The organism is Mesorhizobium sp. M1006 (assembly GCF_040318825.1).
Lineage (GTDB): Bacteria > Pseudomonadota > Alphaproteobacteria > Rhizobiales > Rhizobiaceae > Mesorhizobium.
In genome coordinates this window covers 192244-207121 of sequence record NZ_JAMYMZ010000007.1, presented here as the reverse complement: position 1 = coordinate 207121, position 14878 = coordinate 192244, and the positions used below count along the sequence as shown (strand labels likewise).

Annotated in this window: 17 protein-coding genes; 15 read left to right on the top strand and 2 right to left on the bottom strand. The window is 62.6% G+C overall.

Annotated features, from left to right (window positions below; genetic code table 11):
- The first annotated feature begins 2 nt into the window (after positions 1–2).
- From ureC to NKH60_RS09490, 8 genes are all read left to right on the top strand, one after another.
- Positions 3–1715: an urease subunit alpha gene (ureC, locus tag NKH60_RS09525; RefSeq protein WP_502898626.1), complete on the top strand. Its 1713-nt coding sequence runs from the start codon at positions 3–5 to the stop codon at positions 1713–1715.
- Between the two features lie 8 nt (positions 1716–1723).
- Complete coding sequence (locus NKH60_RS09520; RefSeq protein ID WP_352836115.1) at positions 1724–2500, top strand: hypothetical protein; 777 nt, start codon at positions 1724–1726, stop codon at positions 2498–2500.
- Positions 2501–2614: 114 nt separating this feature from the next.
- The gene (locus NKH60_RS09515) at positions 2615–3208 is read left to right on the top strand and encodes a hypothetical protein (protein ID WP_352474742.1); all 594 of its coding nucleotides are present in this window, start codon (positions 2615–2617) and stop codon (positions 3206–3208) included.
- A gap of 57 nt (positions 3209–3265) precedes the next feature.
- The gene (locus tag NKH60_RS09510; protein WP_352836112.1) at positions 3266–3841 is read left to right on the top strand and encodes an urease accessory protein UreE; all 576 of its coding nucleotides are present in this window, start codon (positions 3266–3268) and stop codon (positions 3839–3841) included.
- Positions 3834–4523 carry an urease accessory protein UreF gene (locus tag NKH60_RS09505; RefSeq protein ID WP_352836110.1) on the top strand — a complete coding sequence of 230 codons (690 nt, stop codon included), beginning with the start codon at positions 3834–3836 and terminating at the stop codon, positions 4521–4523. The genes NKH60_RS09510 and NKH60_RS09505 overlap by 8 nt, the downstream gene beginning before the upstream one ends.
- Entirely contained in the window at positions 4520–4960 is a 441-nt protein-coding gene (locus NKH60_RS09500; protein WP_352836107.1) for a DUF3995 domain-containing protein, read from the top strand. The genes NKH60_RS09505 and NKH60_RS09500 overlap by 4 nt, the downstream gene beginning before the upstream one ends.
- Complete coding sequence (gene ureG, locus NKH60_RS09495) at positions 4957–5598, top strand: urease accessory protein UreG (protein WP_352836104.1); 642 nt, start codon at positions 4957–4959, stop codon at positions 5596–5598. The genes NKH60_RS09500 and ureG overlap by 4 nt, the downstream gene beginning before the upstream one ends.
- 82 nt (positions 5599–5680) lie before the next feature.
- Entirely contained in the window at positions 5681–6448 is a 768-nt protein-coding gene (locus tag NKH60_RS09490) for a class II aldolase and adducin N-terminal domain-containing protein (RefSeq protein ID WP_352871993.1), read from the top strand.
- Positions 6449–6468: 20 nt separating this feature from the next.
- On the opposite strand, the gene NKH60_RS09485 is transcribed toward NKH60_RS09490, so the two are convergent.
- Positions 6469–7101, bottom strand: a complete 633-nt coding sequence (locus NKH60_RS09485; protein WP_352474734.1) for an HAD family hydrolase — start codon at positions 7099–7101, stop codon at positions 6469–6471.
- Positions 7102–7461: 360 nt separating this feature from the next.
- Between NKH60_RS09485 and NKH60_RS09480 the strand changes: the two genes are divergently transcribed.
- Complete coding sequence (locus NKH60_RS09480; RefSeq protein WP_352871991.1) at positions 7462–8421, top strand: sugar-binding transcriptional regulator; 960 nt, start codon at positions 7462–7464, stop codon at positions 8419–8421.
- A gap of 74 nt (positions 8422–8495) precedes the next feature.
- On the opposite strand, the gene NKH60_RS09475 is transcribed toward NKH60_RS09480, so the two are convergent.
- Positions 8496–8681, bottom strand: a complete 186-nt coding sequence (locus NKH60_RS09475; RefSeq protein WP_023676996.1) for a hypothetical protein — start codon at positions 8679–8681, stop codon at positions 8496–8498.
- Positions 8682–8791: 110 nt separating this feature from the next.
- Here NKH60_RS09475 and gcvA point away from each other — a divergent pair, with 110 nt between their 5' ends.
- The 6 genes from gcvA (at position 8792) to NKH60_RS09445 (ending at position 14872) form a co-directional block, all read left to right on the top strand.
- Positions 8792–9703 (top strand): transcriptional regulator GcvA, encoded by a 912-nt coding sequence (gene gcvA / locus NKH60_RS09470; RefSeq protein ID WP_352835803.1) that lies wholly within the window; start codon positions 8792–8794, stop codon positions 9701–9703.
- A 212-nt stretch (positions 9704–9915) separates the two neighbouring features.
- Complete coding sequence (locus NKH60_RS09465; protein ID WP_352814026.1) at positions 9916–11226, top strand: ABC transporter substrate-binding protein; 1311 nt, start codon at positions 9916–9918, stop codon at positions 11224–11226.
- Between the two features lie 114 nt (positions 11227–11340).
- Complete coding sequence (locus tag NKH60_RS09460; RefSeq protein ID WP_023676993.1) at positions 11341–12213, top strand: carbohydrate ABC transporter permease; 873 nt, start codon at positions 11341–11343, stop codon at positions 12211–12213.
- Between the two features lie 11 nt (positions 12214–12224).
- Positions 12225–13049 (top strand): carbohydrate ABC transporter permease, encoded by an 825-nt coding sequence (locus tag NKH60_RS09455; RefSeq protein ID WP_023676992.1) that lies wholly within the window; start codon positions 12225–12227, stop codon positions 13047–13049.
- Between the two features lie 51 nt (positions 13050–13100).
- Positions 13101–14105, top strand: coding sequence for an ABC transporter ATP-binding protein (locus NKH60_RS09450; RefSeq protein ID WP_352835801.1), 1005 nt, complete (start codon positions 13101–13103; stop codon positions 14103–14105).
- Positions 14102–14872, top strand: a complete 771-nt coding sequence (locus NKH60_RS09445; protein WP_352835798.1) for an L-iditol 2-dehydrogenase — start codon at positions 14102–14104, stop codon at positions 14870–14872. Before NKH60_RS09450 ends, NKH60_RS09445 begins: the two co-directional genes overlap by 4 nt.
- The last annotated feature ends 6 nt before the right edge of the window (positions 14873–14878 follow it).

The following is a 14878-nucleotide window of genomic DNA, read 5'->3' as shown; positions in this document are numbered from 1 at the left end:
TGATGGCTAAAATCACCCGCGCCGCCTATGCGCAGATGTACGGCCCGACCGTCGGCGACAAGGTCCGGCTCGCCGACACCGAGCTGTTCATCGAGGTCGAAAGGGATCTCACTCTTTACGGCGAGGAGGTGAAGTTCGGTGGCGGCAAGGTCATCCGCGACGGCATGGGCCAGAGCCAGGTGTCGCGCGCGCAAGGCGCGGTCGACACCGTCATCACCAATGCGCTGGTCGTCGATGCCACCGCCGGTATTGTCAAGGCAGATATCGGCCTCAGGGACGGCCGTATCGCCGCGATCGGCAAGGCCGGCAATCCGGATACCCAAGGCGGCGTCACCATCGTCATCGGTCCCGGCACCGAGATAATCGCCGGCGAGGGCAAGATCCTGACCGCCGGCGGCTTCGACGCGCATATCCACTTCATCTGCCCGCAGCAGATCGAGGAAGCGCTGATGTCGGGCATCACCACCATGCTCGGCGGCGGCACCGGCCCGGCGCACGGCACGCTGGCCACCACCTGCACACCTGGGCCATGGCATCTGGCGCGCATGATCCAGTCTTTCGACGCCTTCCCGATGAATATCGGCCTGTCGGGCAAGGGCAACGCGTCGCTGCCCGCCGCGCTCGAGGAGATGGTGCTTGCCGGCGCCTGCTCGCTGAAGTTGCACGAGGACTGGGGCACGACGCCGGCTGCAATCGACTGCTGCCTGTCGGTTGCCGACGATTACGACGTGCAGGTAATGATCCACACCGACACGCTGAACGAGTCCGGCTTCGTCGAAAACACGGTCGCGGCGATCAAGGGCCGCACCATCCATGCCTTCCACACCGAAGGCGCCGGCGGCGGCCACGCGCCTGATATCATCAAGGTCTGCGGCCTGCCTAACGTCATTCCGTCCTCGACCAACCCGACACGCCCCTACACGATCAACACGCTGGCCGAACACCTCGACATGCTGATGGTCTGTCACCATCTGTCGCCGTCGATCCCCGAAGATATCGCCTTTGCCGAGAGCCGCATCCGCAAGGAAACCATCGCCGCCGAAGACATTCTGCACGACATCGGCGCCTTCTCGATCATCTCGTCGGACAGCCAGGCCATGGGCCGTGTCGGCGAAGTGGCGATCCGCTGCTGGCAGACCGCCGACAAGATGAAGCGGCAGCGCGGTTCGCTGCCGCAGGAGACCGGCGACAACGACAATTTCCGCGTCCGCCGCTACATCGCCAAATACACCATCAATCCGGCCATCGCGCATGGCCTGTCGAAGGACATCGGCTCGGTGGCGGTGGGAAAACGCGCCGACCTCGTGCTGTGGAATCCGGCCTTTTTCGGCGTCAAGCCGGACATGGTGCTGATCGGCGGCATGATCGCCGCCGCCCCGATGGGCGATCCCAACGCCTCGATCCCGACGCCGCAGCCGATGCATTACCGGCCGATGTTCGGGGCCTACGGCAAGGCGATGACCAATTCGTCGGTGACCTTCGTTTCGAAGGCCGCGCTCGACGCCGGCCTGCGCGGCAGGCTCGGCGTCGACAAGCAGATGGTCGCGGTCGAAAACACCCGCGGCGGCATCGGCAAGCATTCGATGGTGCTCAATGACGCCACGCCGCATGTCGAGGTCGACCCCGAAACCTATGAGGTCCGCGCCGACGGCGAACTCTTGACCTGCGAGCCAGCAACCGTGCTACCGATGGCGCAAAGGTACTTTTTGTTTTGAGGTGATGCGTGTTCTGGCGCACAAGCTCCCCGCTGGACGCCGACGACGAGGAGTGGCAGCTCGATTGCTGGGGTTGGCTGCTCAGGCATTTCGGCGGGGCAGCCGCGCTGCGCAAACGTTCGCTGATCTTGCCAACACGAACATTTTTCACCCCCTCTGAAGAACAGGGGCACGCCGCTGCATCGCACTATTTCGGGCAGGTGGCGGCATATTTTGGCATCGATGCGGCCCGCTTCAATCTCGTGCCACAGGAAGATTCAATCGACCCGGTTTTGGGACCGCTTCAGGTCCTTCAGGACGCGCCGCGGGAGCCTGCCGGGACCTTCTCCGTGTCCCGGGGCGGTGCCATGACAATCACCTACAATCCGGCGATCGTTCCCAAGTCCATGAAGCTCATTGCGACGTTCGCGCATGAGATTTGTCATCCATTGCTGTTCTCGGTGCCTGAAGAACCGCCGGGCGGCACCGAGATGGAGGAGTTCGCAACCGATCTCGCGGTCACCTTCTTCGGCTTTGGTATCTTCAATTCCAACACTGCGGCGAGTTTCACTCAGTACCGCGACACCGCCACCGGCACGCAAGGCTGGTCCTTCGAGCGACAAGGCTATCTGTCGCCAGCGGAACGCGCCTTTGCGCTGGCGCTGTTCATCCAGGCGCGCGGTCAGGGAATACAGGACGCGCGCGAGTATCTGGATTCCGGGCCGTTGGCCTATTTTCGCAAGGCAACGAAGTATCTGGCGCAGACGCCATCCATTTCATCCGATCTGCTTGCGGCGCACCAATAGCCAAGGTCTCAACGGACTCAACATTCGAACGGCAGGTCAGCGCAGCAGAAACCGGTTTTCACTTTTCAGATCACAATCTAGAACGCCAAATGTAGAACATGCCGCGCCAGGCCTATGGACCAGCAACTCCCCTACGCCCACGACATTTTCCCGCATATCCGCATCGTCCTGGGCATGGTGATCGGCCTCGGCGTCACACGGCTGCTGTCGGGGCTCGCCCGCATCGTCCAGCATCCCGGCCAGTACCGGCTCTATCCCGTTCACCTCGCCTGGGTTGCGTCGGTGCTTTTGATGCTGGTGCATTTCTGGTGGTGGGAGTTCGGTCTGTTCCAGATCGAGAATTGGACCTTCGGCAAATACCTGTTCATCATCTTCTACGCCGTCACGCTGTTCCTGCTCTGCGCGCTGCTGTTTCCGGATTCGATGCTGGACTACACCAGCTATGAGGATTTCTTTTATTCGCGCCGGGCCTGGTTCTTCGGCCTGCTGGCGGCGACCTATCTGCTCGACGTGATCGATACGCTGCTGAAAGGGCCGGAGCATTTCGCCCATTTTGGCGTCGAATATCTGATCCGCACGCCGGTTTTCGTCGCGCTTTGCGTCATTGCGATCCTGCTGCGCGACCGCCGCTTTCACATCGCCTTTGTCGCCGGCGCGCTCGTCTATCAGATATCGTTCATCCTGCGGCTCTTCGACACGATCGTCTGAGCCCCATTGGGGCGGCGGACGCGATAGGCTAGGCTTTTTGGGAGAGGCAGTTTTTACATGAAGCTCGATATTCGCACCGACTTCACCAAATTCCCGCGCGCCGTCTCCGTCCTGGCCGCAGGCGAAGCCGGAACGACCACGCCATACGACAGTGCGGTGCTTGCCCATGACGAGCGGCATCTGCGCCGTCGCGCCATCGAAACGGCCCGTAGCGACAAAGTGCTGGTCGACCTGCCCGAACCGGTGACCTTGAACCATGGTGACCGGCTGGTGCTGGAGGATGGCCGCCACATCGAGATCATCGCGGCCGAGGAGCCGCTCTACGATATCCGTGCCGGCGGCCCTGTCCATCTGGCCGAACTTGCCTGGCATATCGGCAACCGTCATCTCGCGGCAAGCATCGAGGCTGGCCGAATCCTCATTCTGCGCAACCATGTCATCAAGGCGATGCTGGAAGGGCTGGGCGCCACGGTGAGCGACGTCTCCGAGCCATTCAAGCCGGTGCGCGGCGCTTATTCCGGCCATGGCCATTCTCACGCCGAGGCGCATGCGCACAGCCATGCCGAAGCGCACTCCCATACCCATAGCGAATCGCATTCCCATAGCCATTCGCACGACCATGACCATGACTGACCAGCCTTCCGACGTTGCCCAGCCTTCCAATATTGCTTTGTTGCGGCTGATGGCGTGGCTGTCGCCTTCCTTCCCGGTCGGCGGCTTTTCCTACAGCCATGGTCTCGAGCAAGCCGTGCATGCCGGGCTGGTTGCCGACAGCAAAGAGCTCGCCGCGTGGCTGGAAACGCTGGTCGAGATGGGTTCGGGCTGGAATGATGCGGTGCTGTTTGCCGAAAGCTGGCGCAGGGCGCGCGAAACCGGCGATCTCGATGAAATCGTCGCCCTTGCAGAAGCTCTGGCAGGCTCGCGCGAGCGCCATGCCGAGACCATGCTGCAGGGCGCTGCTTTCCTGAAGGCGGCCATCGCCTGGCCGTGCCAGGTGCTGGATCGCCTGCCGGCCGAATGTGCCTATTGCGTTGCCGTCGGCGCCGTTGCCGGCGATCACGGCATTGCGCTGCGGGACGCCCTGGCGGCCTTTCTGCAGGCCTTCTTCTCCAATCTCGTCCAGGCTGCGATCCGGCTTGGCATCGCTGGCCAGAGTGCCGCGATGACGCTACTGGCCGCCTTCGAACCGCTTGCCCTGGCCACGGCCGACCGCGCTGCCGGCTCGACCCTCGATGATCTCGGCGGCTGCGCTTTCATCTCCGACGTCACGGCGATGAAGCACGAGGCCCAGTATTCGCGGCTGTTCCGCTCATGATCGTCCTTGCTTTCGCCCTCTCGCTCGTCCTGCTGTTGATCACGGCACTGCATGTCTATTGGGGCATTGGCGGCATCTGGCCGGGCAGGGACGCTGCCTCCTGCGCTCGTGCGGTCATCGGCTTTCGCGGCGTCGACGAAATGCCGGCACCCTTCGCCAGCTTCGCCGTTGCCGCCTGCCTTGGCCTTGCGACACTGTGGCCGATGGCGCTCGAAGGCGTGTTCGCCACGCCCTTTCCCAAGGCCGGGCTGGCCGCCACGGCGCTGCTCATCGCGCTGGTTTTCCTGGCGCGCGGCATTGCCGGCTTCACGCCTTGGTGGCGCCGGCTGACGCCCGAGCAGCCTTTCGTGCGGCTCGATCTGCGTTATTATTCGCCGCTGTGCCTGCTGATCGGGCTTGGCTTTGCCATTCTTGCCCTCACGGAGTTCCCCGCATGATATCACCCAACGGTCCTCTTCGCGTCGGCATCGGCGGTCCGGTCGGCTCGGGCAAGACGACGCTCACCGAAAAGCTTTGCAAGGCGCTGCGTGACGAGTTCTCGATCGCCGTCGTCACCAACGACATCTACACCAAGGAAGACGCCATGATGCTGGCCCGGCTGCAGGCGCTCCCTGAGGATCGCATCGTCGGCGTCGAGACCGGCGGCTGCCCGCACACCGCCATTCGCGAGGACGCCTCGATCAATCTGCAGGCGATCGCCGAGATGACCAAAAAATTCCCGGATCTCGACATCGTCTTCATCGAATCGGGCGGCGACAACCTCGCCGCCACTTTCTCGCCGGACCTTGCCGACCTGACGCTCTATGTCATCTCGGTTTGCCAGGGCGAGGAGATTCCGCGCAAGGGCGGACCGGCGATCACCCGGTCCGATTTCCTGGTCATCAACAAGAGCGACCTTGCGCCCTATGTGAACGTCAATCTCGACATCATGGAGAGCGATGCTGCCCGCATGCGCGGCAAGCGGCCGTTCGGCTTCACCGACCTGTCGCGCGGCAAGGGGCTGCAGGAGGTGATCGATTTCATCGTCGAGCATGGCGGGCTGAGGGTCGGCGCGGCCACCAGCACGGCGGCATAACGGCGCTCGCCTGCACCAAACGAAACCGGGTTGCGCGTGTTCCAGCCGCGCGGCATCCTTGCTTTTTTCACGGAGGTTTACGATGAGCATCACTCGCCTGCAGAAGGAAGTGCTGACCAACCTGGCGTTCTATGAGGAGCGCGTCGATCTGGCTTGCGCCTTCCGCTGGACGGCGCGGCTTAACATGCATGAGGCGGTGGCCAATCATTTTTCGCTGGCGGTCAACGACGATGGCTCGCAATTCCTGATGAACCCTAACCAGGTGCATTTCTCGCGCATCAAGGCGAGCGATCTGCTTCTGATCGACGCCAATGATCCCGACACGCTGGTCGGCCCGAATGCGCCTGACCCGACGGCGTGGGGCCTGCATGGTGCCATCCATCGCAACGTGCGTCATGCGCGCTGCGTCATGCATGTTCACTCGATCCACGCCACCGTGCTTGCCTCGCTCGCCGACTCGACGCTGCCGCCGGTCGACCAGAACTCGGCGATCTTCTTCAACCGCCATGTCGTCGACGCTCATTATGGCGGGCTGGCCTTCGAGGAAGAGGGCGAGCGCTGCTCCCAGCTTCTTGTCGACCCGAAGGTCAAGGTGATGGTGATGGGCAACCATGGCGTGCTGGTCATCGGCGACAGCGTCGCCGACACCTTCAACCGCATGTTCTATTTCGAGCGCGCCGCCGAAACCTATATCGAGGCGCTGTGGACCGGCCGGCCGCTGCGGGTACTGTCGGATGAGATCGCGGAGAAAGCGGCAAGGGAACAGGAAGACTATCCCGGCCAGGCCGAGCGCCACCTTTCCGAACTGAAGGCGATCCTCGACGAGCAGGAGCCTGCCTACCGGAGTTGAGCGGTCCCGCCGGGCCTGGCTTAAAGCCCGAGTTCGGCCCGCAATTCGCCGGCACTGTTGATGACAATCGCCCCCGGCGGCCCCTCCATGGGCACCTCTGGCCAGAAGATCGTCTTCATTCCCGCTGCCAGGCCCGCCGTGGCGCCGGTCACGCTGTCGTCGACCGCCACGGCCTTGGCGGGATCGACGTCGGCCAACCAGGCGGCGCGCAGGAAAGGTTCGGCATGCGGCTTGCCTTCGCGCACGTCGTTGCGGCTGATGGTCTTCATGCCGGGATAGAAAAGGCCGACGGCGCGCAGATTGGCGTCGACGATCAGCCGGTCGGAATTTGATACCACCGCCTGTGCCACGCCAAGCTCCCGCAACTCGTTGAAAATCTCGATCGCGCCGGTGCGTGGCGTCAGCGTTTCGGCCATCGGCAGATAGTGATCGTATTTGCGCACGATCCAGTCGTCGAAAGGCAGGTCGAGGCCGAACTCGTCGCGCAGCATTTCGTAGACCGGCCATGCGGCGATGCCGAGCACGCGCTCATGCAGGTCGGCCGGCGGCGCGATGCCGACGCTGTGCAGCGCCGCAATCAGCGCCGCCTCGTGCAGCGGCTCGCTGTCGACCAGCGTGCCGTCCATATCCCAGAAAACCGCTTTCGGCGTCATGCAAGGCTCCATTCTCAAAAAATTCCTTAAAGCGTTTAGCGCACGAGATAAACCGCCGCGTCCCCGCTAATGCATGTCGCGCAAAGTGTGCAGCGGTTTTGCAATGACGACATGCATAAAAAGCAACCTAAAACCCGTCGCATGAGGCCGATCGAACGCAACGCGCTTTAGAACCGGGATTGGTGCGACCTCGACAGCCTTGCTGTTGCAACGAGACTGGGTCGACCTGTCACTTCGCTCCAAACACCAAGTTTCATCACTAAGCAATTGCTCTTACAATAGGCAATTGCGCGCAAGTTCATTCCCTGCGAGACTACTGCGCTCCGCCTCTTATGCTCGGCGGGGTTGGGAGGTAGGAACTTGAATTCGCGGCAGGACAGCGGCGGCAACAGGCTGGACGACGCGGCGCGTGCCGGCTGGCTCTATTATGTCGCAGGCAACACCCAGGACCAGATCGCCGCCACGCTTGGCATCTCGCGGCAGACGGCGCAGCGGCTGGTGTCGCTCGCAGTCTCCGAAGGGCTGATCAAGGTGCGCGTCGACCACCCGATCGCCAATTGCCTCGACCTTGCGGCACGGCTGAAATCGCGCTTTGCGCTTGATCTGGTCGAGGTGGTGCCGAGCGACCCTTCTTCGTCCTCCACCGTCATCGGCGTCGCCGAGGCGGCGGCGGCCGAGATCGAACGGCGGCTGCGGTCGCCGGTGCCGATCGTCATGGCGATCGGCACCAGCCGCACACTGAAGGCCGCGATCGAGCAACTGCCGCCGATGGAATGCCCGCAGCACAAGGTGGTATCGCTGACCGGCAACATCTCGCCGGACGGCTCGGCGGCCTTCTACAACGTCATCTTCACCATGGCCGACAGGGTCAAGGCGCGTTCGTTTCCGATGCCTTTGCCGGTCATCGCTTCCTCGCCCGAGGAGCGCGAGATGCTGCTCAGCCAGCCGATGATCCAGCCGACGCTGGCGCTTGCGGCCGAGGCCGACGTCACCTTTGTCGGCATCGGCGATCTCGGCCCGAAGGCGCCGCTTTACGAGGACGGCTTCATTTCGGAGGGTGAATTAAAGGCGCTGCAGAAGGCCGGCGGCGTCGCCGAGATCGTCGGCTGGGTATTCGATCGTGACGGCCGCATGATCGAGGGCATCACCAATGATCGGGTGTCGTCGGCACCGCTGCCGTCGCGCGAAAAGTCGCTGGTGATCGCGCTTGCCATGGGCGACCGCAAGCTGCCGGGCATCTTCGCTGCCGTCAACCGGCGGCTGGTCAACGGCCTCATCACCGATGAGCGGACCGCCGCCGCCTTGCTGGCGGGCGCATGATCTCCGAGCCGCTGGCGGTCGGAAACGATCATGTGAAATCGAAACGCATCTGAATCCCGATAAAACGAGCGTCACTACTGGTGCCGGCCGCAAGGATCGTTGCCGTCGAGAAAGCCCATGTCGCGCTGCAGATGCGGCGGCAGCTCCCGGACGTCGAGATAGGCCCGTTTCCGCGCCGCGTGCCTTGCCAATCCCCGCGCCAACTGTGAAAACCAGCCATGGGCTGGAGCAAGAAGCAGCTTTTCCTGTATTGTGGTCATGATCGTCAGCCTTCGCTATCTCTAGGCGTAATTGATCTTCAATACGGAATATCGGTAGGACCGGCCGGTGCCGCCAATCAAACGTCGATCACTGCCCATAAGGAGGGCTTATGCCGGAGCTCAATTCACGACAGCTGGTTTCGCAGCTTCCTCCGCTTCAGGCGATCCGGGTGTTCGAGGCGGTGGCGCGGCATCTCTCGTTCACCAAGGCCGCCCAGGAGCTTGGCATGACGCAGGCGGCGGCAAGCTATCAGATCAAGCTTCTGGAGGAGCGCATCGGCGCGCCCCTATTCTTGCGCCAGCCAAAACAGATCGTGCTGACCGAACCCGGCCAGCGCCTGGCGCCCGCGGTCAGCGAGGCGTTCGCGCTGTTGAGCGGCGCCTATGCCGCCGCGCGCACCGGCGCCGACCGCGTGCTTTGCGTTTCGACGCTGCTGACATTTGCCTCCAATTGGCTGGCGCAGCATCTCGGTTCGTTCCAGGTCGCGCATCCGTCGCTGGCGGTGCGCGTCGATACTTCGAACAGGGTTGTCGACTTTGCCAGAGAGGATATCGACATCGCCATCCGCTCCGGCGGCGGCAACTGGCCGGGCGTCGAGACCCATATGCTTTTCAGGGCCGATTTCACGCCGGTCCTTAGTCCAAAGCTCGCGGCAAGCATCGGCGGCGTCAAGGAGCCGGCCGACCTGCTGCGGCTGCCGATCCTCGACCCGGGTGACATCTGGTGGCGGGACTGGTTTGCCGCCGCCGGCCTGCCGGTCGAGGAGCTGGCCAAGCGTCCCGGCACCAGCATGGGCGCGCAGGCCTACGAGGCCAATGCCGCGATTGCCGGCCACGGCGTGGCGATCGTTACCAAGGCGCTGTTCAAGACCGAACTTGCCGACGGCCGCCTGATCCAGCCCTTTGATCTGGTCGGTGACGACGGCCACGCCTATTGGCTGGTCTATCCGACGGCACGACGCAACGTGCCGAAGATCCGCGCCTTCCGCGATTGGATCCTGAGCGAGATCGCTTGCCAGTAGGCTGAATCCCAGCAAGCCCGAGCAAAGCGCCGGGCCCAATCAGCCCGGCCGAATCCTTCGTCAGACATGCCGCAAACGTCCCAGGCTTGCCGCTGCACAAGACCCGGCGTGCTGCGCTGCAGCAACGAATCCGTCTTGACATAATTCATCGCAAGTGAGTAATTGCTCACAGCCAAGGCAAATGCTCATCTTGGTTTATGGGAGGAATTTTGATGAAACTTCGCACGTTCACCCTAGGCCTGTTCTCGGCCAGCGCCCTCGCTTTCGCCGCGCATGCCGAATCCATCACCATCGCCACGGTCAACAATGGCGACATGGTCCGCATGCAGAAGCTGACCGACGACTTCACCGCCAAGAATCCCGACGTCCAGCTGCAGTGGGTCACGCTCGAGGAAAACGTCCTGCGCGAGCGCGTCACCACCGACATCGCCACCAAGGGTGGCCAGTACGACGTGATGACCATCGGCACCTATGAAGTGCCGATCTGGGCCAAGCAGAACTGGCTTTTGCCGCTCGACAAGCTCGGCGACGATTACGACGTCAAGGACATCATCCCGGCCATAGCCGGCGGCCTGTCGGTCGACGGCAAGCTCTACGCAGCCCCGTTCTACGGCGAAAGCTCCTTCGTCATGTACCGCAAGGACCTGATGGAAAAGGCCGGGCTCAAGATGCCCGATGCACCGACCTGGGACTTCATCAAGCAGGCCGCCGACAAGATGACCGACCGCGCCAACGGCGTGAACGGCGTCTGCCTGCGCGGCAAGGCCGGCTGGGGCGAGAACATGGCCTTCCTGACCGCCATGTCGAACTCGTTCGGCGCGCGCTGGTTCGACGAGAACTGGAAGCCGCAATTCGACCAGCCCGAATGGAAGAACACGCTGCAGTTCTATGTCGACCTGATGAAGGCCGACGGCCCCGAGGGCGCGTCGTCCAACGGTTTCAACGAAAACCTGGCGCTGTTCCAGCAGGGCAAATGCGGCATGTGGATCGATGCTACCGTCGCTGCCTCCTTCGTTTCCGACCCGAAGAACTCCACCGTCGCCGACAAGGTCGGCTATGCGCTGGCGCCGGACAATGGCCTCGGCAAGCGCGGCAATTGGCTGTGGGCATGGTCGCTAGCCATCCCCGCCGGCACGCAGAAGGCCGACGCCGCTCAAAAGTTCGTATCCTGGGCAACCAGCAAGCACTATGCCGAGCTCGTCGCCTCGAAGGAAGGCTGGGCCAACGTTCCGCCGGGAACGCGCTCGTCGCTCTATGCCAATCCCGAATACCAGAAGGCAGCACCTTTCGCCAAGATGACGCTGGACTCGATCAACTCCGCCGATCCGACGCACCCGACCGTCAAGCCGGTGCCTTATGTCGGCGTCCAGTTCGTCGCCATTCCTGAGTTCCAGGGTCTCGGCACCACCGTCGGCCAGCTCTTCTCGGCGGCACTTGCCGGCCAGTCGAGCGTCGACGATGCCTTGAAGCAGGCGCAGGACGCCGCCACCGCGACGATGACCGAAGGCGGTTACATCAAGTAAGCTCCTCCCGGTGCCGGTTGCCAATGGCGACCGGCAACGGCCGCCCGAATCCCAGTTCGGGCGGCCAGCTTTCACACCGCTGAAAAACTTGGCCGACCTCGAAGGGTGACCGTCATGGCTACTCAGCAGACCCGTTCGCTTGCCCGTTTCATGATGGCGCCATCCGTGGTGCTGCTGCTGGTCTGGATGATTGTGCCGCTGGCATTCACGCTGTGGTTTTCCTTCCAGCAATACAACCCGCTCAATCCGATGCGCGACGGCTTCGTCGGGTTTTCGAACTACGCGCTGTTCTATTCCAACCCGGCATTCCTGCAGTCGATCCTCAACACGCTCACCATCGTCGTCAGCGTGCTTTTGATCACGGTGATTGGCGGTATTCTGCTCGCCCTTCTGCTCGATCAGCCGATGTGGGGACAGGGCATCGTCCGCATCCTTGTCATCTCGCCGTTCTTCGTCATGCCACCGGTGGCAGCACTGGTCTGGAAGAACATGATCATGCATCCGCAGTACGGGGTTTTCGCCGATATTGCGCGCTTCTTCGGCGGGCAGCCGATCGATTGGTTCGGGCAGCACCCGCTCCTGGCGATCATCATCATCGTTGCCTGGCAATGGCTGCCGTTTGCTACGCTGATCCTGTTGACCGCGCTTCAGTCGCTCGACGTCGAGCAGAAGGAAGCCGCCGAAATGGACGGCGCCGGCTTCATCAGCCGCTTCATCTATTTGACGCTGCCTCACATGTCGCGCGCCATAACCGTCGTCATCCTGATCCAGACGATCTTCCTGCTGTCGGTCTATGCCGAGATCCTCGTCACCACCAACGGCGGCCCGGGTTACGCCTCCACCAACCTGCCCTTCCTCGTCTATCAGAAGGCATTGCTGGAGTTCAAAATCGGCCAGGCGTCCGCCGGCGGTATCATTGCCGTCATTCTCGCCAACATCGTTGCCTTCTTCGCCATGCGCGCTGTCGGCAAGAACCTGGATAAATAAGGGAGGATAAGATGGCACGTGCAGTCACCACCCAGCACAAGACGATTGCTACCGCGGCCGCCTGGATCGTCGCGCTGCTGATCTTCTTCCCGATCCTCTATACGATCATCACCTCGTTCAAGTCGGAGCAGGAGGCTATCCAGGGCTTCAACCTGTTCCCGTCGGGAACCACGGAGAGCTATTCCGAGGTCCAGGCGCAGAACGGCTATTTCAAATTCTTCCTGAACTCGGTGTTCCTGTCGGTCGGCTCGACCATCCTGGCTCTGCTCGTCGCCATACCGGCGGCATGGTCGATGGCGTTTTCGCCGGGCAAACGCACCAAGGACATCCTGATGTGGATGCTTTCCACCAAGATGATGCCGGCCGTCGCCGTGCTGTTTCCGATCTATCTGATCTTCCGCGATACCGGTCTGCTCGACAGCCGCATCGGCCTGATGGTCATGCTGATGCTGATCAACCTGCCGATCGTGGTCTGGATGCTTTACACCTATTTTCGCGAGATCCCGGGGGAGATCCTGGAAGCGGCGCGCATGGACGGCGCATCGCTCTGGAACGAGATCATCTACGTGCTGACGCCGATGGCGGTCCCCGGCATCGCCTCGACCATGCTGCTCAACATCATTCTCGCCTGGAACGAGGCGTTCTGGACGATCCGGCTGACCACCACCGAGGCCGCGCCGCTCACCGCTTTCATCAGCTCCTTCTCCAGCCCGCAGGGGCTGTTCTGGGCCAAGCTTTCGGCCGCCTCGACGCTGGCGATCGCGCCGATCCTGATCATGGGCTGGTTCAGCCAGAAGCAGCTGGTCCGAGGCCTGACATTCGGTGCGGTAAAGTAGCGGGCATCGCCTGACGCAAAACGAAAAGATAGCCCTTCGGGGGAGGAAACCATGGGAAACATCACGCTCAAGAACGTCTCCAAATCCTTCGGGGCGACGTCCATCATCCTCGGCCTCGATCTGGTCATCGAGGACGGAGAGTTCGTCGTCTTCGTCGGCCCGTCGGGCTGCGGCAAATCCACCCTGTTGCGTCTGATCGCCGGTCTCGAGGATACCAGCGGCGGCACCATCATCATCGATGGTCGCGACGTCACCGGCGAGGCGCCGGCCAAGCGCAAGCTGGCTATGGTGTTCCAGTCCTATGCGCTCTACCCGCACATGACGGTGGCCAAGAACATCGCCTTCCCGCTGAAGATGGCGGGCGAGGACCAGGCGACCATCGACAAGAAGGTGAAGGACGCCGCGCGGATCCTGAACCTCACCAACTACCTCGACCGCCGCCCCGGCCAGCTCTCCGGCGGCCAGCGGCAGCGCGTCGCCATCGGCCGCGCCATCGTGCGCCAGCCGTCGGCCTTCCTGTTCGACGAGCCTTTGTCCAATCTCGACGCGGCGCTGCGCGGCACCATGCGGCTGGAGATCAGCGAGCTGCATCACCAGCTCAAGACAACCATGGTCTACGTCACCCACGACCAGATCGAGGCGATGACCATGGCCGACAAGATCGTCGTGCTCAATGCCGGCAATATCGAGCAGGTCGGCTCGCCGATGGAGCTCTATAAGACGCCGAAGAACCTGTTCGTCGCCGGGTTCATAGGTTCGCCGAAGATGAACCTGATCGAAGGCGCGCCGGCCGCCAAATATGGCGCCAAGACAGTCGGCATCCGCCCGGAGCATATGAACATTTCGAAGACGTCAGGCGACTGGAAGGCGACGGTCGGGGTTGCCGAGCATCTCGGCTCCGACACGTTTTTGCACGTCCAGGCGGATGGTGTCGGGCAGCTGACGGTGCGTGCCGACGGCGAGTTGGCCGCCCATCACGGCGACACAATCTACCTGACGCCGGAAAAGGCCAAGCTGCATCGTTTCGGCGCCGACGGGAAGGCGATGCTGCAATGAGGCTCCGGGGTAAATCGGCGCTGATTACCGGATCGGCGCGTGGCATCGGCAGGGCGTTTGCCGAAGCCTACATGCGCGAAGGGGCGACGGTCGCGATTGGCGACATCAATCTCGAAGCCGCCGAGAAGACGGCTTCGGAAATCGGCCGCAATGCCTACGCGGTAAAGCTCGACGTCACCGATCTCGCGTCTATCGATGAGGCCGTCAAGGCGGTCGAAGCCAGGGCCGGCGGCCTCGATATCTTGATCAACAACGCTGCTTTGTTCGACTTGGCGCCGATCGTCGAGATCACCAAGACAAGCTACGACAAATTGTTTTCGGTCAACGTCGCCGGCACGCTGTTTACGTTGCAGGCCGCCGCCCGTTCGATGATTGCCCGCGGCAAGGGCGGCAAGATCATCAATATGGCAAGCCAGGCCGGGCGCCGCGGCGAGGCGGTGGTTGCCGTCTACTGCGCCACCAAGGCCGCGGTCATCTCGCTCACCCAGTCGGCAGGGCTCGACCTGATCAAACACCGCATCAATGTCAACGCGATAGCACCGGGCGTCGTCGACGGCGAGCATTGGGACCATGTCGATGCCTTGTTCGCCAAGTTCGAGAACCGGCCGAGAGGCGAGAAGAAGAGGCTGGTCGGCGAAGCCGTGCCTTATGGCCGCATGGGCGCGGCGCAAGACCTCACCGGCATGGCGGTGTTCCTGGCCAGCGATGAGGCCGAGTACATCGTCGCGCAGACCTATAATGTCGATGGCGGCCAGTGGATGAGTTGAGGGGGC

What these genes read in the sequence shown, in the direction of transcription:
- ureG (WP_352836104.1), top strand. Translation starts at nt 4,957, where the DNA reads ATGATATCACCCAACGGTCCTCTTCGCGTCGGCATCGGCGGTCCGGTC.
- NKH60_RS09510 (WP_352836112.1), top strand. Translation starts at nt 3,266, where the DNA reads ATGAAGCTCGATATTCGCACCGACTTCACCAAATTCCCGCGCGCCGTC.
- NKH60_RS09465 (WP_352814026.1), top strand. Translation starts at nt 9,916, where the DNA reads ATGAAACTTCGCACGTTCACCCTAGGCCTGTTCTCGGCCAGCGCCCTC.
- ureC (WP_502898626.1), top strand. Translation starts at nt 3, where the DNA reads ATGGCTAAAATCACCCGCGCCGCCTATGCGCAGATGTACGGCCCGACC.
- NKH60_RS09515 (WP_352474742.1), top strand. Translation starts at nt 2,615, where the DNA reads ATGGACCAGCAACTCCCCTACGCCCACGACATTTTCCCGCATATCCGC.
- gcvA (WP_352835803.1), top strand. Translation starts at nt 8,792, where the DNA reads ATGCCGGAGCTCAATTCACGACAGCTGGTTTCGCAGCTTCCTCCGCTT.
- NKH60_RS09460 (WP_023676993.1), top strand. Translation starts at nt 11,341, where the DNA reads ATGGCTACTCAGCAGACCCGTTCGCTTGCCCGTTTCATGATGGCGCCA.
- NKH60_RS09450 (WP_352835801.1), top strand. Translation starts at nt 13,101, where the DNA reads ATGGGAAACATCACGCTCAAGAACGTCTCCAAATCCTTCGGGGCGACG.
- NKH60_RS09490 (WP_352871993.1), top strand. Translation starts at nt 5,681, where the DNA reads ATGAGCATCACTCGCCTGCAGAAGGAAGTGCTGACCAACCTGGCGTTC.
- NKH60_RS09475 (WP_023676996.1), bottom strand. Translation starts at nt 8,681, where the DNA reads ATGACCACAATACAGGAAAAGCTGCTTCTTGCTCCAGCCCATGGCTGG.
- NKH60_RS09485 (WP_352474734.1), bottom strand. Translation starts at nt 7,101, where the DNA reads ATGACGCCGAAAGCGGTTTTCTGGGATATGGACGGCACGCTGGTCGAC.
- NKH60_RS09500 (WP_352836107.1), top strand. Translation starts at nt 4,520, where the DNA reads ATGATCGTCCTTGCTTTCGCCCTCTCGCTCGTCCTGCTGTTGATCACG.
- NKH60_RS09455 (WP_023676992.1), top strand. Translation starts at nt 12,225, where the DNA reads ATGGCACGTGCAGTCACCACCCAGCACAAGACGATTGCTACCGCGGCC.
- NKH60_RS09505 (WP_352836110.1), top strand. Translation starts at nt 3,834, where the DNA reads ATGACTGACCAGCCTTCCGACGTTGCCCAGCCTTCCAATATTGCTTTG.
- NKH60_RS09445 (WP_352835798.1), top strand. Translation starts at nt 14,102, where the DNA reads ATGAGGCTCCGGGGTAAATCGGCGCTGATTACCGGATCGGCGCGTGGC.